This window comes from Mameliella sp. MMSF_3455 (genome assembly GCF_030733205.1).
Lineage (GTDB): Bacteria > Pseudomonadota > Alphaproteobacteria > Rhodobacterales > Rhodobacteraceae > Antarctobacter.
In genome coordinates this window covers 24,178-43,371 of the sequence record NZ_JASHJL010000035.1, presented here as the reverse complement: position 1 = coordinate 43,371, position 19,194 = coordinate 24,178, and the positions used below count along the sequence as shown (strand labels likewise).

At 65.5% G+C, this 19,194-nt stretch carries 22 protein-coding genes; 18 read left to right on the top strand and 4 right to left on the bottom strand.

From position 1 onward, the window contains the following. Nucleotides 1-10: 10 nt before the first annotated feature. A complete protein-coding gene (locus RBB42_RS20885) occupies nt 11-703 on the bottom strand; it encodes a metal-dependent hydrolase (RefSeq protein WP_305971504.1) in 693 nt (230 codons plus the stop codon). A 104-nt stretch (nt 704-807) separates the two neighbouring features. Between RBB42_RS20885 and RBB42_RS20880 the strand changes: the two genes are divergently transcribed. Genes RBB42_RS20880 through RBB42_RS20860 form a run of 5 tightly spaced genes read left to right on the top strand, consistent with a single transcriptional unit; the run spans nt 808 to nt 4,717 of the window. Beyond that, nucleotides 808-1,479: a ceramidase domain-containing protein gene (locus RBB42_RS20880; protein WP_305971503.1), complete on the top strand. Its 672-nt coding sequence runs from the start codon at nt 808-810 to the stop codon at nt 1,477-1,479. Between the two features lie 34 nt (nt 1,480-1,513). Then, entirely contained in the window at nt 1,514-1,801 is a 288-nt protein-coding gene (gene gatC / locus RBB42_RS20875) for an Asp-tRNA(Asn)/Glu-tRNA(Gln) amidotransferase subunit GatC (RefSeq protein WP_305971502.1), read from the top strand. Next, entirely contained in the window at nt 1,801-3,288 is a 1,488-nt protein-coding gene (gatA, locus tag RBB42_RS20870) for an Asp-tRNA(Asn)/Glu-tRNA(Gln) amidotransferase subunit GatA (protein WP_305971501.1), read from the top strand. Before gatC ends, gatA begins: the two co-directional genes overlap by 1 nt. A gap of 32 nt (nt 3,289-3,320) precedes the next feature. Beyond that, nucleotides 3,321-4,025, top strand: a complete 705-nt coding sequence (locus RBB42_RS20865; RefSeq protein ID WP_305971500.1) for a hypothetical protein — start codon at nt 3,321-3,323, stop codon at nt 4,023-4,025. Between the two features lie 8 nt (nt 4,026-4,033). Continuing rightward, nucleotides 4,034-4,717, top strand: coding sequence for an N-acetylmuramoyl-L-alanine amidase (locus RBB42_RS20860; protein ID WP_500862279.1), 684 nt, complete (start codon nt 4,034-4,036; stop codon nt 4,715-4,717). Between the two features lie 130 nt (nt 4,718-4,847). Here the strand turns inward: RBB42_RS20860 and RBB42_RS20855 are convergent, their stop codons facing one another. Together RBB42_RS20855 and RBB42_RS20850 are read right to left on the bottom strand one after the other, a co-directional pair. Next, nucleotides 4,848-6,248: a helix-turn-helix domain-containing protein gene (locus tag RBB42_RS20855; protein WP_305971499.1), complete on the bottom strand. Its 1,401-nt coding sequence runs from the start codon at nt 6,246-6,248 to the stop codon at nt 4,848-4,850. Between the two features lie 43 nt (nt 6,249-6,291). Beyond that, the gene (locus RBB42_RS20850) at nt 6,292-7,518 is read right to left on the bottom strand and encodes a multidrug effflux MFS transporter (protein WP_305971498.1); all 1,227 of its coding nucleotides are present in this window, start codon (nt 7,516-7,518) and stop codon (nt 6,292-6,294) included. A gap of 179 nt (nt 7,519-7,697) precedes the next feature. Between RBB42_RS20850 and RBB42_RS20845 the strand changes: the two genes are divergently transcribed. From RBB42_RS20845 to RBB42_RS20795, 11 genes are all read left to right on the top strand, one after another. Continuing rightward, on the top strand, nt 7,698-9,230 hold the full coding sequence (locus RBB42_RS20845; protein WP_305971497.1) for an acyl-CoA carboxylase subunit beta: 1,533 nt from the start codon (nt 7,698-7,700) through the stop codon (nt 9,228-9,230). Nucleotides 9,231-9,247: 17 nt separating this feature from the next. Further along, nucleotides 9,248-9,703 carry a hypothetical protein gene (locus tag RBB42_RS20840; protein ID WP_305971496.1) on the top strand — a complete coding sequence of 152 codons (456 nt, stop codon included), beginning with the start codon at nt 9,248-9,250 and terminating at the stop codon, nt 9,701-9,703. Further along, nucleotides 9,700-10,044: a hypothetical protein gene (locus tag RBB42_RS20835; RefSeq protein ID WP_305971495.1), complete on the top strand. Its 345-nt coding sequence runs from the start codon at nt 9,700-9,702 to the stop codon at nt 10,042-10,044. The genes RBB42_RS20840 and RBB42_RS20835 overlap by 4 nt, the downstream gene beginning before the upstream one ends. Then, complete coding sequence (locus RBB42_RS20830) at nt 10,041-10,535, top strand: DUF6497 family protein (protein ID WP_305971494.1); 495 nt, start codon at nt 10,041-10,043, stop codon at nt 10,533-10,535. Before RBB42_RS20835 ends, RBB42_RS20830 begins: the two co-directional genes overlap by 4 nt. 214 nt (nt 10,536-10,749) lie before the next feature. Next, nucleotides 10,750-10,893: a hypothetical protein gene (locus tag RBB42_RS20825; RefSeq protein ID WP_162846276.1), complete on the top strand. Its 144-nt coding sequence runs from the start codon at nt 10,750-10,752 to the stop codon at nt 10,891-10,893. Nucleotides 10,894-11,043: 150 nt separating this feature from the next. Further along, complete coding sequence (locus tag RBB42_RS20820; RefSeq protein ID WP_305971493.1) at nt 11,044-11,406, top strand: hypothetical protein; 363 nt, start codon at nt 11,044-11,046, stop codon at nt 11,404-11,406. A 358-nt stretch (nt 11,407-11,764) separates the two neighbouring features. Continuing rightward, complete coding sequence (locus RBB42_RS20815; RefSeq protein WP_305971492.1) at nt 11,765-11,959, top strand: hypothetical protein; 195 nt, start codon at nt 11,765-11,767, stop codon at nt 11,957-11,959. Between the two features lie 138 nt (nt 11,960-12,097). Continuing rightward, nucleotides 12,098-12,310, top strand: a complete 213-nt coding sequence (locus RBB42_RS20810) for a hypothetical protein (protein ID WP_219514082.1) — start codon at nt 12,098-12,100, stop codon at nt 12,308-12,310. A gap of 126 nt (nt 12,311-12,436) precedes the next feature. After that, on the top strand, nt 12,437-14,437 hold the full coding sequence (locus RBB42_RS20805) for an acetyl-CoA carboxylase biotin carboxylase subunit (RefSeq protein WP_305971491.1): 2,001 nt from the start codon (nt 12,437-12,439) through the stop codon (nt 14,435-14,437). 3 nt (nt 14,438-14,440) lie between these two features. Continuing rightward, on the top strand, nt 14,441-14,863 hold the full coding sequence (locus tag RBB42_RS20800) for a hypothetical protein (RefSeq protein WP_305971490.1): 423 nt from the start codon (nt 14,441-14,443) through the stop codon (nt 14,861-14,863). A 30-nt stretch (nt 14,864-14,893) separates the two neighbouring features. Continuing rightward, nucleotides 14,894-15,463 (top strand): protein kinase family protein, encoded by a 570-nt coding sequence (locus tag RBB42_RS20795; protein WP_305971489.1) that lies wholly within the window; start codon nt 14,894-14,896, stop codon nt 15,461-15,463. Between the two features lie 13 nt (nt 15,464-15,476). Here the strand turns inward: RBB42_RS20795 and RBB42_RS20790 are convergent, their stop codons facing one another. Then, nucleotides 15,477-15,920, bottom strand: a complete 444-nt coding sequence (locus tag RBB42_RS20790) for a DUF4174 domain-containing protein (protein ID WP_305971488.1) — start codon at nt 15,918-15,920, stop codon at nt 15,477-15,479. 168 nt (nt 15,921-16,088) lie between these two features. Here RBB42_RS20790 and RBB42_RS20785 point away from each other — a divergent pair, with 168 nt between their 5' ends. Together RBB42_RS20785 and scpA are read left to right on the top strand one after the other, a co-directional pair. After that, on the top strand, nt 16,089-17,036 hold the full coding sequence (locus tag RBB42_RS20785; RefSeq protein ID WP_305971487.1) for a hypothetical protein: 948 nt from the start codon (nt 16,089-16,091) through the stop codon (nt 17,034-17,036). Continuing rightward, the gene (scpA, locus tag RBB42_RS20780) at nt 16,999-19,137 is read left to right on the top strand and encodes a methylmalonyl-CoA mutase (protein ID WP_305971486.1); all 2,139 of its coding nucleotides are present in this window, start codon (nt 16,999-17,001) and stop codon (nt 19,135-19,137) included. Before RBB42_RS20785 ends, scpA begins: the two co-directional genes overlap by 38 nt. Nucleotides 19,138-19,194 lie beyond the last annotated feature (57 nt).

The window sequence follows — 19,194 nt, the reverse complement described above, 5'->3', positions numbered from 1 at the left end:
CAGGTTCGGGTCAGACGGTGATCGGCTGCATCACCTGCGGTTCGATGACATTCACGCCGGGCAGGCCGTCCGCAAGCACCTTTGCCGATTGCTCCAGCGCCGGGAAGGTGCGGTAATGGCCGGGGATCACCGTCTTGAAGTCGAAGTATTTCCTTGCCGCCCAGGCCGCCTGGTCCATGTCCATCGTGTAGTAGCCGCCGGCGGAGAGGATGCCGATGTCCGGCTGGAAATACTCGGCGATCCAGGCCATGTCGGCCATGATGCAGGTGTCGCCGGAAAAATAGACCGTATGGCCGTCCCCCTTGATCACCAGACCGGTTTCCATGCCGGTGTAGGTGGTCGCGCCCGCGACCTGCATCGAGGAACTGTGCGAGGCGGGCACCATCGTCACCGAGGCTTCGCCGAATTGGACGGTGCCGCCCTTGTTGAAGGCATGACCTTCGTTGGCGCCTTGGCCGGTCAGGAGCGCGGCCAGTTCGAAGATGGCCGAGACCGGCGCACCGGTTTTCCGGCTGATCTCGACGATGTCGCTGGTGTGATCGAAATGGCCGTGGGTCACGAGGATCTGTGTCGCCCCCTTCAGCGCGGCCTCCGCATCCTGGCCTTCCATCATCGGGTTGCCGTTGATCCAGGGGTCGATCAAGAGCACCTCGGTGCCGATCTCGATGCGGAAACTGCCGTGGCCGAGCCAGATGATTTGCATGTCACGCTCCGTAGATAATGCTGTGGGGCCGACCCTAGCAGGATCTGCCGGTGACGCTAGCTTTGGTCTGGCCAGGGGGCGGGGCGGATAGGAAAGGATGACAGATGGCTGGACAACACGATCACGGAGGCTGGACCCGGGCGATCGACGGGTACTGCGAGCGGATCGATCCCGGGTTCTGGGCCGAGCCGGTCAACGCGGTGACCAATGCCGCCTTCGTCATCGCCGCGGTTCTGATGTGGCGCCGGACCTTCGGCCTGGGCCGGGTGCTTTGTGCCCTTCTGGCGGCGATCGGGATCGGCTCTTTTCTGTTTCACACCTACGCGCAGCCCTGGGCCGCACTGGCCGATGTCCTGCCCATCCTGCTCTATACGCTGGTGTTCATCTATGCTGCGAACCGGGATTTCTGGGGGCTGGGCGTCTGGGTGTCGCTTGGAGTGACGGCGCTGTTCTTTCCCTATGCCGCGGCGACGGTGCCCTTGTTCCAGATGCTTCCCTGGCTGGGCGGGACGGCCAGCTATGGCCCGATCCCCTTGCTGATCGCGATCTACGCCATTCTCCTGCGCAACCGGGCGCCCGAAACGGCGCGGGGACTTGGAATCGGGGTGGCGATCCTGCTGGTGTCGATGCTGGCGCGCACGCTCGATGAACCGCTGTGCAACGTGATCCCTCTGGGCACGCATTTCCTGTGGCACCTGCTGAATGCGGTGATGCTGGGATGGATGATCGAGGTCTGGACGCGGCATGTGCTTGCGGCGCGCGGGGCGGGGCGGTAAAGCCTGCGCTGAATTCACAGTCAAAGAGGCCCCCATGTCGATCGACATCGAGACCGCGGCACGCGTGGCGCACCTGGCCCGCATCAAGGTGGAAGAAGAAGAACTGCCGGCGCTGGCCAATGCCTTCAACGACATCCTCGGCTTTATCGAGCAGCTGAACGAGGTCGACGTCGAGGGCGTGGAGCCGATGGTATCGGTCACTCCCATGCGGCTGAAACGCCGTCAGGACGGGGTGACGGATGGCGGCATGGTCGACAAGGTCCTGTCGAACGCGCCCGATGCGCGCGAAGGCTTCTTTGCGGTTCCGAAGGTGGTTGAGTGATGAGCGAACTGACCAAGCTGAAGATCGCCGAGGCCCGCGATGCGCTGCGCAAGGGCGACGTGACGAGCATCGAACTGACCGAGGCCTGCCTGGCGGCGATCGAAGGGGCCGGCGTGCTGAACGCCTTTGTCCACAAGACCCCCGAGATCGCCCACGACCAGGCCACCGCCGCGGATCAGCGGATCAAGGCAGGGGATGCTCCCTCGCTTTGCGGTATTCCGCTGGGCATCAAGGACCTGTTCTGCACCAAGGGCGTGGAAAGCCAGGCCGCCTCGAACATCCTCGGCGGTTTCAAGCCCGAGTACGAAAGCACCGTGACCAGCCAGCTGTTCGATGCGGGCGCGGTCATGCTGGGCAAGCTGAACATGGACGAATTCGCGATGGGCTCGTCGAACGAGACCTCGTGTTATGGCAACGCGGTCAACCCCTGGCGGCGCGGCAATGACGATGCGCAGCTGACCCCGGGCGGGTCCTCGGGCGGCTCGGCCTCTGCCGTGGCGGCCGATCTCTGCCTTGGCGCGACCGGGACCGATACCGGCGGCTCGATCCGCCAGCCCGCGGCCTTTACCGGCATCACGGGCATCAAGCCGACCTACGGGCGCTGCTCGCGCTGGGGGATCGTGGCCTTTGCGTCCTCGCTGGACCAGGCCGGGCCGATGGCCAAGGACGTGCGTGACAGCGCCATCATGCTGCAGGCGATGTGCGGACACGACCCCAAGGATTCGACCTCTGCCGACCTTGCCGTTCCGGATTTCGAGGCCATGCTGACCGGCGATATCAAGGGCAAGACCATCGGCATCCCGCGCGAATACCGCATGGACGGGATGCCCGAGGAGATCGATGCGCTGTGGTCCGAAGGCCGCAAGATGCTGGAGGATGCGGGCGCGAAGATTGTCGATATCAGCCTGCCGCACACGAAATACGCGCTGCCCGCCTATTACGTGATTGCCCCGGCCGAGGCGTCGTCGAACCTCGCGCGTTATGACGGCGTGCGCTACGGCCACCGGGCCAAGCTGAGCCAGGGTGACGGCATCGTCGAGATGTACAAAAAGACCCGCGCCGAAGGCTTTGGTGATGAGGTCAAGCGCCGTGTCATGGTCGGCACCTACGTCCTGTCGGCGGGCTTCTACGACGCCTACTACAACCGCGCGCGGAAAGTGCGGACGCTGATCAAGAAGGACTTCGAGGATGTCTTTGCCCAGGGCGTCGACGCGATCCTGACGCCGGCGACTCCTTCGGCCGCCTTCGGCCTGGGCGAGATGACGGAGGCCGATCCGGTCGCCATGTATCTCAACGACGTCTTCACCGTGACGGTCAACCTTGCCGGTTTGCCGGGCATCAGCGTGCCCGCCGGTCTTAGCAAGGAGGGCCTGCCGCTGGGCCTGCAACTGATCGGCCGACCCTGGGAAGAAGGCGACTTGCTGAATACCGCTTACGCGCTCGAACAGGCCGCGGGATTTGTGGCAAAACCGGCGAAATGGTGGTAAGGCCCGCGTCAAAAGCACAGGCAGGACAGACGATGCGGAACTATCTACTGGTTGTGGCGGCCTTGGCCGTGGCAGCTTGCGAACCCAGTGTTCCCGACAGCGGTGCCGGGGCGGCTGACCCGGGCACCGGGGTCGGCTTTGGCAACTATGACGACTATGCGGCTCGCCGCGAGGCGCAGCTGAACGGCGCCACCGGGCCCATCCCCGTGGCGCCGGATGTCCAGTCCGGCCCCATCGACGCGGACGAGGCCCGCGCGGCGGCAGCCGCGCGTCAGGCCAATTCCGGTGTCGATCCGGTCGAGGCCGACCCGTCGAACCCGCCGCCGCAGATCGTGTCGAACGCGCGCGGCATCTCGGGGGAGAACGACTTTACCGCCGTGTCGCGGACCCGCGACATTGACGCCGACGCCCGCCTGATCGAACGCAACCGCGCGCAATACACCGTGGTTCAACCCGAGGCGCTGCCCAAACGCCCCGGCACGGACGCGCCAAATATCGTCGAATACGCCCTGCGCACGACCAACCCGGTCGGCACGGCGCTGTACAAACGGTCGAGCTTCAACGCGCAGGCGCGGTATCAGCGGGCCTGTTCGACCTATACCTCGGCCGACCTCGCGCAGGAGGATTTCCTGCGGATGGGCGGACCGGAGAAGGACCGCAAGGGCATGGATCCGGATGGCGACGGCTTTGCCTGCACCTGGAATCCTGCACCTTTCCGCGCGGTGCGCGGCGGCTGACCCCCGCGGTGACGCTAAGGCCTGAATGGTATCCGTCGCCGAATTTCGGTGAACGTCGCGTTGTCTCCGTGCCGGACATGGTGGTGTTGCACTACACCGCCATGACATCCGCCGAGGCGGCGCGCGACTGGCTGTGCAATCCCGAAAGCGAGGTCTCCTGTCACTATGTCCTCGCCGAGGACGGGTGTTGCTGGCAGTTGGTCCGAGAGGACGATCGCGCCTGGCACGCCGGACGCGGGTGCTGGGGGGACGTGGCGGATGTGAACTCGCATTCCATCGGGATCGAACTGGCAAACACCGGCTTTCATCCATTCCCCGAGCCGCAGATGGCGGCGCTGGAGGACGTGCTGCGCGGCATCTGTTCCCGCTGGTCTGTGCCACCGGAACGCGTCGTGGGCCATTCCGACACCGCGCTTGGCCGCAAGACCGACCCCGGCGGGCGGTTCGACTGGCGCCGCCTGGCGCTGAATGGATTGGCGATCTGGCCCGAGAAATGCGAAGTGGACCGGGATGAGGCGCAGTTCTGGCGTGACTGCCGGACCTTTGGCTACGAGGTGACGCCGGAGACACGCGACGCCGTGCTGGCTGCGGTGCGGATGCGTTTTCGCCCCTGGGCGGAGGGCGCACTCGACGGTGCGGATTGCGCGATCATGGCGGACCTTGCGCGACGGTTCCCCTGCCGGGACGCCTGACCTGAATGCCGAAATGAGCGCGTCCGCGCGCTTTTTTCCGCGTTTGGCCTGATGACGCGATTGCCGGATCGTTCGCCTGTGGCGCGGCGGTCCGGATCTTCAGAATCCACCAGAACGAAGACCGGCGCGGTCAGTCCAGCCGATAAGGCAGCACGTCGCGGTGGTTGGGCGTGGTGGTCAGGCGCTTTTCCAGCGGTGGAACAGAGCGTTGGTGGCAATGGGTGCGCTCGCAGATCCGGCAGCTGATCCCGATCGGTTCAAAGGCGCTGGGGCGGGTGAAATCCATGTCGTCGGCATAGACGAGGGCCGCCGCGTGGCGCACCTCGCAGCCGATGGAAATGGCGTAGCGGCGGACCGGCGCGCCGAAGTGACCGCCGGTTTTCGAAACATCCACCGCAAGGCTGATGTAGCGCACCCCGTCCGGGGTTTCCGCCAGCTGGCGCAGGAAACGGCCGGGCGTTTCAAAGGCGCGGTGCACGTTCCAGAGCGGGCAGGCGCCGCCGAAACGGGCGAATTGCAGCCGGGTGGCCGAGTGCCGCTTGGTGATCGTGCCTGCCTGGTCCACCCGGACAAAGAAGAAGGGCACGCCCTTGGCGCCGGGCCGTTGCAGCGTCGAGAGCCGGTGCGCGACCTGCTCGATCGAAGCACCGAAGCGCGCCGCCAGCAGTTCCAGGTCGTGCCGGGTTTCCTGTGCCGCCGAGAGGAAGGCCTTGTAGGGCATCATCGCGGCGCCGGCGAAATAGTTTGCCAGTCCCAGCTTGGCGATGGCGCGGGCCTCGTCGCTCTGGAAGCGGGCAAGGTCCAGCGTCGCCTCCAGCAGCTGGTTCTGCCGCAACAGCGCCACCTGGACCAGGAGCTGGAAGGTCTGGGTTTCCACCGGCAGCAGCGAGGACAGGACCAGTTCCTGGCGGTCTTCGTCGAAGGCGCGCATCGGCGCGCCCTGCGACTGCCGCACCGTGATGCCGCGCGATTCCAGCCGCTCGATCGCGGCGGCGCGCATGTCCGTCTCGTTGCCGTGCAGCTTGGCGAAATGTTCCGCCGCGCGGTCCACCGCGTCGATGTAGTTGTCGCAGTAGTGGAAGAAATCGCGTACCTCTTCCCAGGGGCTGGGTTGCAGCTGGGCGCCCTCGCGTCCCAGCGCCTCGTCCAGCGAGGCGAGGCGTTCATGGGTTTGGCGGTAGGCCCGGTGCAGGGCCAGGAAGGCCCGCGCCAGCACTGGCGCGTTGGAGGCGGTCAGGCGCAGATCGGCCAACTGGGGGCTGTGTTCGCCGAAGATCGGATCGGCCAGGGCCTCGCGCATGTCGGTGACCAGCCGTTCGGCGTCGCCCTGGCCCAACTCGGTCACGTCAAAACCGAACTCCTGCGCCAGGGCCAACACCACGGTGGTGCTGACCGGCCGGTTGTTGTTCTCCATCTGGTTCAGGTAGGGCAGGGAGATGCCGAGCTTGGCGGCAAAATCCTTTTGCGTCAGGTTCAGGCGTGTGCGGATGTCGCGCAGCTTGGCGCCCGCATAGAGTTTTTGGGTGGCCATATTTGCATCTTTGCCAATGAGTCGCGCAAAGATGCAAACTTTGTCAGGCCACGTCCAGCCCCCCGACGCTCTTTGCGCGGCGGATCACCAATATGGCGGCCACGACAGAGGCCGCGCCCGACCCGAACATGATCCAGAGAAGCGGCCAGACGCCCGCATCCTCGGTCAGCAGGATCCCGGCAAGCTGCGAGAGGGCCGCGCCGCCGCCCAGCATGATGGCGCCCGACAGGCCCGAGGCGGTGCCTGCCAGATGCGGGCGGACCGACAGCGCGCCGGCGGTGGCGTTGGGGATCGTCAACCCGTTGCCCAGTCCGACCAGCGTCATGAAGCCGAAGAAGGTGAAGGCATTGCCAAGGCCGAAGGCGAAGAGCATCAGCGACAGGCCGACACCGCTGGCGACGGTCAACCCGCCCCAGAGCACCATCGTGTTCACTCCGAACCGGGCGGAGAAACGCCCGGACAAGCCGTTGCCAAGGGCGTAGCCGATCGCCGGGGCGCCAAAGAGCAGGCCCAGGAGGCTGGCCGAGAGGCCAAAGACCTCGATCCCGACGAAGGAGGCGCCGCCGACATAGGAAAAGAAGGCGCCCGAGGAGAAAGCGCAGGCCAGGGCATAACCCCAGAAACGCGGGCTGCGGAAGAGTTCGGGATATTCCCGGAACTGCTGCGCCAGGCTCAGCCCGCTGCTGGCCTTGGTCTCGCCCAGGTCCTTGTGGCAGAGCCAGTAGAGCAGCACGCCCAGAACCAGCATCAGCCAGAAGTTGGAATGCCAGCCGAAGGTTTCCGCCAGCAGGCCGCCCAGCACCGGCGCCAGCATCGGCACCAGCGACATGCCCATCGTGACGTAGCCGATCATCGAGGCGGCCTCGTCCGGCGGGTAGAGGTCGCGCACGACCGCGCGGCTGAGGACCATCGTCACCACGATGGTGGTCTGCAGCATGCGGAAGATCAGGAAGACCGTGATGTTCGTCGCCATCAGACAGCCGATCGTGGCCAGGATGAACAGGGCGATGCCGCCCATGATTACCGGGCGGCGGCCCAGCTTGTCCGAGATCGGCCCGATAAAGAGTTGCAGCACCGCGTTGCCGGCCAGGTAGCCGGTGACCGAGGCCTGCATCAGCGCGTAATCCACCGCGTACCAGTCCGCCATGATCTGCAGGGCCGGCACGAAGATATTCATCGCCAGCGCGGACATGCCGGCCATCAGGACAAGTGTTGCGATATGTGGCGGGGTGCTTCGGTCGAGAAAGCGCGCCGGAGAATTCGGGCTCATGCGGAAAGGGGGTAGGGCGCACCGTGAGAAATGTCCATACATTACATGCCATCAGCATGTAATTTTCATATTTGCATTATGCGATGGTCGATATTTCCCGGCTTTGCAAATTTGCGAGGAAATCCTTGAGGCGCCGGGATTCCCCTGTATTTTCGCGCCAAAGCGAAAGGGGCCGCCAGATGAAAGACATTATCCAGGAACTGCACGACCGCCGTGAGAACGCCCGCCTGGGCGGGGGGCAGAAACGCATCGACGCGCAGCACGCCAAGGGCAAGCTGACCGCGCGCGAACGGATCGAGCTTTTGGTCGATGAGGGCAGCTTCGAGGAATACGATACCTTCGTGGCCCATCGCTGTACCGATTTCGGGATGGAAAAGAACCGCCCCTACGGTGACGGCGTCGTGACCGGCGTGGGCACGATCAACGGCCGCATGGTCTATGTCTTCAGCCAGGATTTCACCGTGTTGGGCGGATCGGTCTCGGCCACCCACGCCCAGAAGATCTGCAAGATCATGGATATGGCGGTACAGAATGGCGCCCCCGTGATCGGCCTGAACGATTCGGGCGGCGCCCGGATCCAGGAAGGTGTCGACAGCCTGGCCGGCTATGCCGAGATCTTTCAGCGCAACATCGAGGCCTCCGGCGTCATTCCGCAGATCAGCGTCATCATGGGCCCCTGTGCCGGTGGCGCCGTCTATTCCCCGGCCATGACCGACTTCATCTTCATGGTGAAGGACACGTCCTACATGTTCGTGACCGGGCCCGACGTGGTCAAGACCGTGACGAACGAGGTTGTCACCGCCGAGGAACTGGGCGGCGCATCGACCCACACCAAGAAATCCTCCGTCGCCGACGGCGCCTTTGAAAACGACGTCGAAGCTCTCGCCGAGGTGCGCCGGCTGGTCGACTTCCTGCCCAAGTCCAACCGCGAAAAGCCCCCGGTCCGTCCCTTCTTCGACGACGTCGACCGGATCGAACCCAGCCTCGACACGCTGATCCCCGACAATCCGAACATGCCCTACGACATGAAGGAACTGATCCTGAAGGTCGCGGACGAAGGCGATTTCTACGAGATCCAGGCTGATCACGCGGGCAACATCATCACCGGCTTCATCCGGCTCGAAGGGCAGACTGTGGGCGTGGTGGCGAACCAGCCGATGGTGCTGGCGGGCGTTCTGGACATCGACAGCTCGAAAAAGGCGGCGCGGTTCGTGCGCTTCTGCGACTGTTTCGAAATCCCGATCCTGACGCTGGTGGACGTGCCCGGCTTCCTGCCCGGCACCAGCCAGGAATACAATGGCGTGATCAAGCACGGTGCCAAGCTGCTCTTTGCCTATGGCGAGGCGACGGTGCCGATGGTCACAGTCATCACCCGCAAGGCCTATGGCGGTGCCTATGACGTGATGGCGTCGAAACACCTGCGCGCTGACATCAACTATGCCTGGCCCACGGCGCAGATCGCCGTCATGGGGGCCAAGGGCGCGGCAGAGATCATCTTTCGCGCGGATCTCGACGATGCCGACAAGATCGCCGGCCACGCGGCGGAATACGAAGACCGTTTCGCCAATCCCTTCATCGCCGCCGAACGTGGTTTCATCGACGAGGTGATCCAGCCTCGGTCGACCCGGCGGCGCGTGGCGCGGGCCTTTGCCATGCTGCGCGACAAGAAACGCGAGATGCCCTGGAAAAAGCACAACAACATCCCGCTTTGACGGCCGGAGACCCGCGCATGATCCCCGCTCCGGAACGGGCGCCGCAGGTCGCGCTAGCCTTCGTCAAGACGGCGCGCGACGTCTACGGGCGTGACATGGATTTCAGCCTCGACAGTCTCGAACTCGTCGAGGAGATCCTGGACGACCTCGCCCAGGGCGAGGGCGGCGGATCGGGGTTCCGGCTGCTGTTGCAGGCGGCCGCCTGCTATGTCGGCGAGGTGATCATCCGTGCCGGGGCCGGGGGCTGGGTCGCGGGTGCGCGGGGAGAGCCGCTGACCCTGCGCGAAGGCGGGCTGAGCGCGGTGCCTTACAACAAGGTGATGAAGCGCCTGGAAGGCGGGTCCGAAGAGGCGCTGCGCCCCTATGCGATGATCTTCATCGAGCGGGCGGAACAGGAACGGGCGCAGGCCGCCGCGCTTGCGGCGCAATCGCGCGGGCTAATGGCCCGGCTGCGGAAATGGGTGAGGGCATGAAACGCGACGCATGGCATATCCGGGACGAACCGGGGCACTACGTCCTGGCGCGGCACTGGCCGCCACGGTTCGATGTCTCGGCGGTCGGCGACTTTCCGCCGGTACGCCCCTCGCGGCTGGCGCGCCATATCCGGCAGGACCTCTGGCGCGCACTTCAGGGGTTGCGCGGTTTTTCTCCGGTGATACAGGTTGACGCAACGGAAGACGGCTTGACCGTACGTGCCGGGGGGCGCCTGCAAGGGCGCGCGCCACAGGGCACGGAAAACCGCATCCGTGACCTGCTCGACAGCCCGGCGCATCGCGCCCGCTGGCTGCGTTGGGCAGCGGAGGGCCGCCGATGATCCGGTCCAGAGTTAGCGCCCCGGGTGTGCCCGGGGCTTTGGCGGCCCCGGTGGGAGGAGCCGCGAGCATCGCTCGCAGGTGCCGGGGCTGCCGTCCGTTTTTCGCACAGATCCTGACGCTGTTGGCCCTTGGCGGGCCGCTGCACGCGCAGGACGAAACGGTTCCAGTCCTTCGGGACATCCTGCCGACCTCGGGGCTGGAATTCACCTATCACGACGTCGTCGCCGAACCGCCGCTCTGGCGCGTCCGCTACGTCGTACCGGCGTTGGACAGCGCCGAACTGTCCTTCGAGGAAGTGGCGGGCGATATCGAGCTCTTGTGCACCCAGGACGCGCTGCGCCGGGTGATAGAGGCAGGTGGCGAACCGGCCACCATCGTGATCACGCTGATGTCCGAGCCGGTCGATTTCGGGGTCATGACCCCCGATGTAACGCAGTTTTTCGAGAGTTTCTTTATCCAAAGCGACCTCTGCATCTGGGAGGCTTTCTGATGGCTCCACAATATCTTGCGATACGACTCTCATGTGGACAACTTTATGAGGCTTCTGAGTCACAACCTGATTCGTTGCCCGGGGGTGCGTATCTTTTTTCCCGGCACTCGGGTAGTGTCCGGGGTGATTGCACCCAAGCAATCAAAACCTCTGAACGGGGACAGGCAGGGCGCTTGCGCGCTGAATGTTTCGTTGCACTAGACAGGAGTAGAAGATGTCCAAGAGCATCAAGCTGCTTGCCATGTTTGCTGTCATCGCCGGCGTTTCCGCCTGCGCGCAGCAAGAAGAAGAAGAGTACATCGTGGTCGATCCCGAGCCCATCTCGGTCGAGCCGGTCTACACGGGCAAGTACAAGTAAGAACCTATCGGGGCGGGCGCGCGCGTCCGTCCCGCCTTTCCGCCGGTTCGGGGCAGCAGGCGGAGAACGGACGAGCAATGCCATCGTTGCGCGCCATCATGGCGCGCGATCAACCGCTGTGCCGTCTTCCTCGTTCGGGGAGGCGGGCACATGCTGAAGCACCGCGGGTTCCCGGGCCGTCTGACCGGCACCGATTTCCAGTTCACGATCCGCCGCGCCAACCCCAAGGGCGTCACGCCGATCACTCGCCGAGAGCGCTACCGCGACCGCCGGCCTGCCGACCGTCGCGCCGATACCGCGTTCATGGCCGCGCTCTGGCGGCATTTCGGGGATGAACCCTTTGAGCGGGGCAACCTCGACGCGGGCCGCCTGTCCTGGCTCTTTGGCCGCGAGGTCCTGCCCTACGACGATCCCTTCGACCCGGAGAGCTACGACGCGCTCCTGGTCATCGACGAGACCGCCGCAAGGGCGGCCTTCCCGGAGGCCTTCGATCCGTCGGAGGACTGGGAATGACCTTGGGCGCTTTCTTGCCAATCCACCGCCGGATTGCGCGGGCGATTGCCGATGGAAATTTTGCACGCAATGCGGGCTTTGCAGATCGTGGCGTTTCTGTAAGCGTGATCACGGGTCGCGGCGAAGGTCTCATTTCGTCCCTACGTCCCCGCGAAACCCAACCCCCCTCGGGGCGGTCAGGTCAGTCCCCGGCCCGACCGCCCCAATTCTGTCGTCCCCACAAGAAAATCGCTCTTGGTCAAGGGGTTGGCGGATATTCGCGCCCTGCGGGTGACGTCGGGACAAGAGGCTGGATTTTCTCTGCGACATGGTGTTCCCTTTCCCACGAGCAGTCGCAGAACGATGAGGAGAACCTCACATGCACGGAAGGGACACCAACACGCTCCGCACATCCTTGGCGCTGGTCGCGCTGGTCGCGCTTGCGGCCTGTGGCGAGAAACTGGGCGAGAAGGGCGAGGACGCCGTGGCGCTTGACGTCAACGTGCTCTCCGGCTCGCAGGTCGGAGTGGCGAACAGTATCAGCTATTGCAGCCGCTACCCCTCACGCTGCTGACCCGGTCTTTCGGCGACTTGTTGCCGGCCTTGCGCCGGTTCTTGCCGCCTGTCGCCATGTGTGCAGGAACCAACTTTCCCACGCCGCGTTGTTGGACAATGATCCCGACGCACTGACATGGGAGAAGGAGTGGTCCTCATGCGTATTCTCACGATTTCCGCGGCACTTGCCGCAACCCTCGGCTTGGCCGCCTGTGAAGGCACGGACATCGAACGCGGCGTCATCGGCGCGGGCATCGGTGCCGCCGGGGCAGCCGCGACGGGCGGCAACGTTGCCGCCGGTGCCGCCGTCGGCGGCGCGGCCGGTGTCGTCTGCGACGACGTCACGCCAGAGGTTTGCCGCAACCGCTGATCCGATCCGCGCGCGCCTGACCGGCGCCGCCACAGATCCATTTCAACGCCGTCCGGGGTCCATGCCCCGGGCGGCGTTTGCATGTTCAGACGCAGCCCCCCTGCGGGCCAAGAAGAAGGGACAGACATGTTCGACAAGATCCTGATCGCGAACCGGGGCGAGATCGCCTGCCGGGTCATCAAGACCGCCCGCAAGATGGGCATCAAGACCGTGGCCGTCTACTCGGATGCCGACAAGAACGCGCTGCACGTCGAAATGGCTGACGAGGCCGTCCACATCGGCCCGCCGCCGGCCAACCAGTCCTATATCGTGATCGACAAGATCATGGGCGCCATCAAGCAGTCGGGCGCTCAGGCGGTCCACCCGGGGTATGGTTTCCTGTCCGAGAACCCGAAATTCGCCGAGGCGCTCGAGGCCGCCGGCGTCGCCTTCATCGGCCCGCCCAAGGGCGCGATCGAGGCGATGGGGGACAAGATCACCTCGAAGAAGATCGCCCAGGAGGCGAAGGTCAACACGGTCCCCGGCTACATGGGGCTGATCGACAACGCCGAGGAAGCGGTGAAGATCTCGAACGAGATCGGCTACCCGGTCATGATCAAGGCCAGCGCCGGCGGCGGTGGCAAGGGCATGCGGATCGCCTGGAACGACGACGAGGCGCGCGAGGGCTTCCAGTCGTCCAAGAACGAGGCGGCCAGCAGCTTTGGCGACGACCGGATCTTCATCGAGAAATTCGTCACGCAGCCGCGCCACATCGAGATCCAGGTGCTGTGTGACGCGCATGGCAACGGCATCTACCTTAACGAACGCGAATGCTCGATCCAGCGCCGCAACCAGAAGGTCGTCGAAGAGGCACCCAGCCCCTTCCTTGACCCCGAAACCCGCAAGGCGATGGGCGAACAGTCGGTCGCGCTGGCCAAGGCCGTGGGCTATGCCAGCGCCGGCACGGTGGAATTCATCGTCGACGGTGACAAGAACTTCTACTTTCTGGAAATGAACACCCGCCTGCAGGTGGAACACCCGGTGACCGAACTGATCACCGGCGTCGACCTGGTGGAACAGATGATCCGCGTGGCCAATGGCGAGCCGTTGTCGATCACCCAGGACGACGTGAAGATCAACGGCTGGGCCATCGAGAACCGCCTGTATGCCGAGGATCCCTATCGCGGCTTCCTGCCCTCCATCGGCCGGCTGACGCGTTACCGCCCGCCCGAGGAAGGCCCGCTGGGCAAGGGCATCGTGCGCAACGATACCGGCGTCTACGAGGGCGGCGAGATCAGCATGTATTACGACCCGATGATCGCCAAGCTCTGCACCTGGGGCGAAACCCGTGACGCGGCCATCGAGACCATGCGCAACGCGCTCGACAGTTTCGAGGTCGAAGGCATCGGCCACAACCTGCCTTTCGTCGCCGCCGTGATGGATCACCCCAAGTTCATCTCGGGGGACATGACCACGGCCTTCATCGCCGAGGAGTACCCCGAAGGCTTCGAAGGCGTGACCCTGGGGGAAGATGAGCTGAAGCGCGTGGCCGCCGCCGCCGCCGCGATGAACCGCGTGGCCGAGATCCGGCGCACCCGCGTCACCGGGCGCCTGGGCAACCACGAACGCCGCGTCGGCAGCGACTGGGTCGTCAGCCTGCAAGGGGTCGATTACGATGTCGTCATCGACGCCGATCCCGATGGCTCGACAGTCAATTTCGCCGATGGGTCAAGCCTGCGGGTCGAGGGGAACTGGACCCCGGGCGACACGCTGGCCCGCATGAAGCTGAACGGCGCGCCGCTGGTGCTGAAGGTCGACAAGGTCACGCATGGCTTCCGCCTGCGCACCCGTGGCGCCGATCTGCGCGTCCACATCCGCTCGCCCCGGCAGGCCGAACTGGCCCGGCTCATGCCCGAGAAACTGCCGCCCGACACCTCCAAGATGCTGCTCTGCCCGATGCCCGGCCTGATCGTGAAGGTCGACGTCGAGGAAGGGCAGGAAGTGCAGGAGGGCCAGGCGCTCTGCACCGTCGAGGCGATGAAGATGGAAAACATCCTGCGGGCCGAGAAAAAGGGCGTGGTGTCCAGGATCAACGCCGGACCGGGCGACAGCCTGGCCGTCGACGACGTCATCATGGAGTTCGAATAAGGCATGTTCCGCCGCGCCCTCCGCATCTGGGTCATGCACAGCCTGGCGTTCGTCGCCGGGCTGGTGGTGTCGGGGGTGGTGGCGGTCGGGCTTTGGTTCGTGGTGCCGACAGAGGGCGGCAACGCGCTGTTTGTCGGCAGTGCGCTTGCGGTCTCCATCGTTTCGGTGGGGACCGGCTATGCCGTCTACCTGGCGCTGGTTGCGGCGCTCCTGGATCTGTTGCCCGGCTGGGGCTTTTACCTGGGCGGACCGCTGGTTGTGCTGGCGATCATGACGCTCGTCTTTTGCGCCGTCTATTTCCGTATACTGGCCGCCGGGGCCGGCAGCCTGCTTGGCTATGGTCTGATGTACGGGATCGGTGGCGTTGCCCTGCAGCTGAGCCAGCGAGGCGACGCGCCGCAGGCGGAAACGGGGGGCGGCGCATGAACCGGCTCTCGGCAACGGATCCTAAACGCCTTGGCGCTAGCCTGCCCGCAACTTATGGGGGCAAAGGGGCAGGGCGGTCCGGTGCGGTTTCTTCGGCAGATGGTGGGACTTGCGGCCCTCGCGGCACTGCTGACGGGCTGTTTTCGCCTCGATACCGAAGAGGCGGTGCGCGCGCAGCTTGGCGGCTGGGTCTTCCTGGCGCAGACGCGGGTCTTTACCTCGCGCGGGACCTGCACGGCGGCGATCTTCGATACGATTTCGGGAGATCTGCGCGCCTCCGGCCCCTTGCGGCGGGTCGGGGACCTGCGCGCCGGTCAGCACCTGCTGTCACAGGGTCGCGCGGTGGCCTTCGAGATCCCCGGCATGACCCCCAACATGGTGTCCGAGGCGCTGATGTCGGTCAATCTCTCCGAGGGGCTCGGCCTGATCTCCAGCTTTGTCGGCCCGGCCCGCGCCTGCATGGACCCGAGTTTTCAGGCCGATGTCTACCTGGCGCTGATGTCGGACGAGACGGTAATGATCTACGATCCCGCCACCAACGCGCTGGTGCTGCTGCACCGTCCGTCGCAGATCGCCTTTTTCCTGCGCGGCAACGTCTGAACCGCGACGCGGCCTACCTGTCGCGCGCCTCCTGCTGGCGCAGGGGCAGCTTGTCGATCGAGCGTGAGATCTCGCGCACCGACCAGGGGCCGGGCTTGCGGGTCACGATGCTGCCGTCCTTGGCCAGGATCGCCAGCATGAAGCCGCGCGGGCGCAGCTTTTGCCGGGTCGAACTGCGCGCTCCGGGATCGGTATCGGTGATCACAACCACGTCGCGCTCTTCCAGCGCGTCCAGACGTTCGGTGATCAGGTTCATCTGCTCGACGTACCGCGGATCGGCAGGGCTGTCGGCAAAGACGACGACGGGCCGCTTGATCCACAGCCAATCCTCCAGCGAGGTTTCGGCGGCGGGGCGGATCATCTCGAAGTCATCCGTGGTCTCGGCCCCCTGGGCGGCCGAGGTACTGGCAAAGGCGCCCATCAGGGCAGCGGCGATCAGTCGGGTCAATCCATGCATGTCCCAAGATATAAGCGCGGACCGGCGGGCTGCACAGCTTTCCTGCGCCAGTGCCCGGAAAAATTTTATCTTTAACGGCTTCCTCACCCGCCCCGATGCAGGTTCGGGCCCGTTCCAGGACCCCGGCGCAGCCCGCGCCGCGGGGTCGCGACCGGGGAGCATTGCCTGATGGACATCATCCTGCACGCCGGTGCCCATCGCACCGCCACCACCAGTTTCCAGGCCTACCTGCGCGCGCATGGGGCCGCGCTCAAACCGCGCGGCATCGGCTTCTGGGGGCCGCGCCGGACCCGCAACGGCCTGCTCTACGACGTGGTCGAACGGCCCGGGTCGCCCGGGGCCGCCCGCCGCGCCGCCGGACGCCTGGGCGTGAACCTGGAAAAATCACGGGGTCTCGGCTTGCGCCACCTGGTCATCACCGATGAGAACATGATCGGCACCGCGCGCAACTGCCTGCGGCAGCAGGCGCTTTACCCTGCGATCGGCGAACGGATGGCGCGTCTTTCCTCGGCGGCCGGGGGCGCGGTCCAGATCACCCTGCAGATCCGCTCGCTGGATCACTGGTGGGCCTCGGTGGTGGCCTATCTGGTGCCGCGCGGGCAGTCGCGCCCGGCGCCGGATGCGATTGCCGCGCTGGCGCAGGGCCCGCGCAGTTGGCGCGCGGTCATCACCGATCTGGCCTGCGCCTGTCCCGATGCCCGGATCCAGGTCACGCCCTTCGAATGTTTCGCAGACCGTCCCGACCTGCTGTTGCAGGTCATGACCGGCGAAGCGGACCCGCCGCCGGCGGAAACCGGGCGGTTCCTGGAAAACCGCCGTCCCGACACCACCGCCCTGCAGGCGGCGCTCGAGGCGCGCGGCGAGGATACGGGCGGCCTGCAGGAGGCCCCTGTGCCGACACGCTGGTCGCCCTTCGACGAGGTTCAATCGGCGCGCCTGCGCCAAGCCTACGAACAGGACCTGGCCTGGCTGCGCGCGGGCGCCGACGGGCTGGCCACACTGACAGAGACCCCGCAGCCGTCAACCGGGACAGAGATCCGGACCCGGCTGCCATACGATTTGAAGAGAGGACAAGAGGATGACGGATCTGCCCGAAAGCTGGCGCGAGACGGCTGAAAAGGAACTGCGGGGCCGCCCGCTGGACGACCTGACCTGGAACACGCTCGAAGGCATCGCGGTCAAGCCGCTCTATACCGCCGAGGACATCGAGGGGCTGCCCCACATGGGCACCCTGCCGGGGGCAGAGCCCTTTACCCGCGGCGTCAAGGCGACCATGTACGCCGGCCGCCCCTGGACGATCCGGCAATATGCCGGCTTTTCGACCGCAGAGGAATCCAACGCCTTCTACCGCCGCGGCCTGGCCGCCGGTCAGCAGGGGGTTTCGGTCGCCTTCGACCTGGCCACGCACCGCGGCTATGACAGCGACCACCCGCGCGTTGTCGGTGACGTGGGCAAGGCCGGGGTCGCCATCGACAGCGTCGAGGACATGAAGATCCTCTTCGACGGCATCCCGCTGGACAAGGTTTCCGTCTCGATGACCATGAACGGCGCGGTGATCCCGGTGCTGGCCAGCTTCATCGTGACGGGCGAGGAACAGGGCCACGACAAGTCGGTGCTGTCCGGGACCATCCAGAACGACATCCTCAAGGAGTTCATGGTCCGCAATACCTACATCTACCCGCCCGCGCCCTCGATGCGGATCATCTCGGACATCATCGAATACACGTCGAACGAGATGCCGCGCTTCAACTCGATCTCGATCTCCGGCTACCACATGCAGGAGGCGGGCGCGAACCTGGTGCAGGAGCTGGCCTTCACCCTGGCCGACGGCAAGGAATACGTGAAGACCGCCATGGAGGCGGGTATGGACATCGACAAGTTCGCCGGGCGGCTGTCGTTCTTCTTTGCCATCGGCAAGAACTTTTTCATGGAGGTGGCCAAGCTGCGCGCGGCGCGGATGTTGTGGCACCGGATCATGACGGAACTGGGCGCGCAGAACCCCCGGTCGAAGATGCTGCGCACCCATTGCCAGACCTCGGGCGTCAGCCTGGCCGAACAGGACCCTTACAACAACGTCATCCGCACGGCCTACGAGGCGATGTCGGCGGTCCTTGGCGGCACCCAGTCGCTGCACACGAACGCGCTGGACGAGGCCATCGCCCTGCCCACGGATTTCAGCGCGCGCATCGCCCGCAACACCCAGCTTGTGTTGCAGGAGGAAACCGGGGTCACCAAGGTGGTCGACCCGCTGGCCGGTTCCTACTACGTCGAGAAGCTGACCCATGACCTTGCCGAGGAAGCCTGGAACCTGATCAAGGAAGTCGACGAGATGGGCGGCATGACCCGCGCCGTCGAGAGCGGCATGCCCAAGCTGCGGATCGAGGAGACCGCCGCCCGCCGCCAGGCCGACATCGACCGTGGCGACGACGTGATCGTCGGGGTGAACAAGTACCGGCTGAAGAAGGAAGAGGACCTCGATATCCTCGACATCGACAACCAGAAGGTGCGCGAAAGCCAGGTGGCGCGCCTGGAAAAGATCCGGGCCAGCCGCGACGAGGCGGCCTGCCAGGCGGCGCTGGACGAGTTGACGCGCCGGGCGAAAGAAGGGGGGAACCTACTGGACGCGGCGGTCGAAGCGGCCCGCGCGCGCGCCTCTGTCGGAGAGATCAGCATGGCAATGGAAAAGGAATTCGGCCGTCACCGCGCCGAGGTCAAGACACTGGCGGGCGTCTACGGTGCCGCCTACGAGGGCGACGAGGGCTTTGCCGCCATTCAGAAATCGGTCGAGGATTTCGCCGAGGCCGAGGGACGCCGTCCGCGCATGCTGGTGGTCAAGATGGGCCAGGACGGCCATGACAGGGGCGCCAAGGTGATCGCCACCGCCTTTGCCGACATCGGCTTCGACGTGGACGTGGGCCCGCTGTTCCAGACGCCAGAAGAGGCCGCGCAGGACGCGATCGACAACGACGTGCACGTGATCGGCATTTCCAGCCAGGCGGCGGGTCACAAGACCCTGGCGCCGCAACTGGTCAAGGAACTGCAGGCACAGGGCGCCGGGGATATCATCGTGATCTGCGGCGGGGTCATCCCGCAGCAGGATTACGAGTTCCTGTACAACGCCGGCGTGAAGGCGATCTTTGGTCCGGGGACCAATATCCCCGAGGCGGCGCAGGACATCCTGCGGCTGATCCGCGACGCCCGCGCCGACGCGGCCTGAGACGGGTTTCGGCCCGCTGACGCGGGCCGATCCCCCCCCGCGGCGGGGCCTGCGGCC

Excerpts from the sequence above, each read along its gene's own strand:
- RBB42_RS20865 (WP_305971500.1), top strand. The coding sequence starts at position 3,321 with ATGCGGAACTATCTACTGGTTGTGGCGGCCTTGGCCGTGGCAGCTTGC.
- RBB42_RS20810 (WP_219514082.1), top strand. The coding sequence starts at position 12,098 with ATGCGTATTCTCACGATTTCCGCGGCACTTGCCGCAACCCTCGGCTTG.
- RBB42_RS20845 (WP_305971497.1), top strand. The coding sequence starts at position 7,698 with ATGAAAGACATTATCCAGGAACTGCACGACCGCCGTGAGAACGCCCGC.
- RBB42_RS20835 (WP_305971495.1), top strand. The coding sequence starts at position 9,700 with ATGAAACGCGACGCATGGCATATCCGGGACGAACCGGGGCACTACGTC.
- RBB42_RS20815 (WP_305971492.1), top strand. The coding sequence starts at position 11,765 with ATGCACGGAAGGGACACCAACACGCTCCGCACATCCTTGGCGCTGGTC.
- RBB42_RS20790 (WP_305971488.1), bottom strand. The coding sequence starts at position 15,920 with ATGCATGGATTGACCCGACTGATCGCCGCTGCCCTGATGGGCGCCTTT.
- RBB42_RS20785 (WP_305971487.1), top strand. The coding sequence starts at position 16,089 with ATGGACATCATCCTGCACGCCGGTGCCCATCGCACCGCCACCACCAGT.
- RBB42_RS20850 (WP_305971498.1), bottom strand. The coding sequence starts at position 7,518 with ATGAGCCCGAATTCTCCGGCGCGCTTTCTCGACCGAAGCACCCCGCCA.
- RBB42_RS20820 (WP_305971493.1), top strand. The coding sequence starts at position 11,044 with ATGCTGAAGCACCGCGGGTTCCCGGGCCGTCTGACCGGCACCGATTTC.
- RBB42_RS20840 (WP_305971496.1), top strand. The coding sequence starts at position 9,248 with ATGATCCCCGCTCCGGAACGGGCGCCGCAGGTCGCGCTAGCCTTCGTC.
- gatC (WP_305971502.1), top strand. The coding sequence starts at position 1,514 with ATGTCGATCGACATCGAGACCGCGGCACGCGTGGCGCACCTGGCCCGC.
- RBB42_RS20800 (WP_305971490.1), top strand. The coding sequence starts at position 14,441 with ATGTTCCGCCGCGCCCTCCGCATCTGGGTCATGCACAGCCTGGCGTTC.
- RBB42_RS20825 (WP_162846276.1), top strand. The coding sequence starts at position 10,750 with ATGTCCAAGAGCATCAAGCTGCTTGCCATGTTTGCTGTCATCGCCGGC.
- RBB42_RS20880 (WP_305971503.1), top strand. The coding sequence starts at position 808 with ATGGCTGGACAACACGATCACGGAGGCTGGACCCGGGCGATCGACGGG.
- scpA (WP_305971486.1), top strand. The coding sequence starts at position 16,999 with ATGACGGATCTGCCCGAAAGCTGGCGCGAGACGGCTGAAAAGGAACTG.
- RBB42_RS20805 (WP_305971491.1), top strand. The coding sequence starts at position 12,437 with ATGTTCGACAAGATCCTGATCGCGAACCGGGGCGAGATCGCCTGCCGG.
- RBB42_RS20830 (WP_305971494.1), top strand. The coding sequence starts at position 10,041 with ATGATCCGGTCCAGAGTTAGCGCCCCGGGTGTGCCCGGGGCTTTGGCG.
- gatA (WP_305971501.1), top strand. The coding sequence starts at position 1,801 with ATGAGCGAACTGACCAAGCTGAAGATCGCCGAGGCCCGCGATGCGCTG.
- RBB42_RS20855 (WP_305971499.1), bottom strand. The coding sequence starts at position 6,248 with ATGGCCACCCAAAAACTCTATGCGGGCGCCAAGCTGCGCGACATCCGC.
- RBB42_RS20885 (WP_305971504.1), bottom strand. The coding sequence starts at position 703 with ATGCAAATCATCTGGCTCGGCCACGGCAGTTTCCGCATCGAGATCGGC.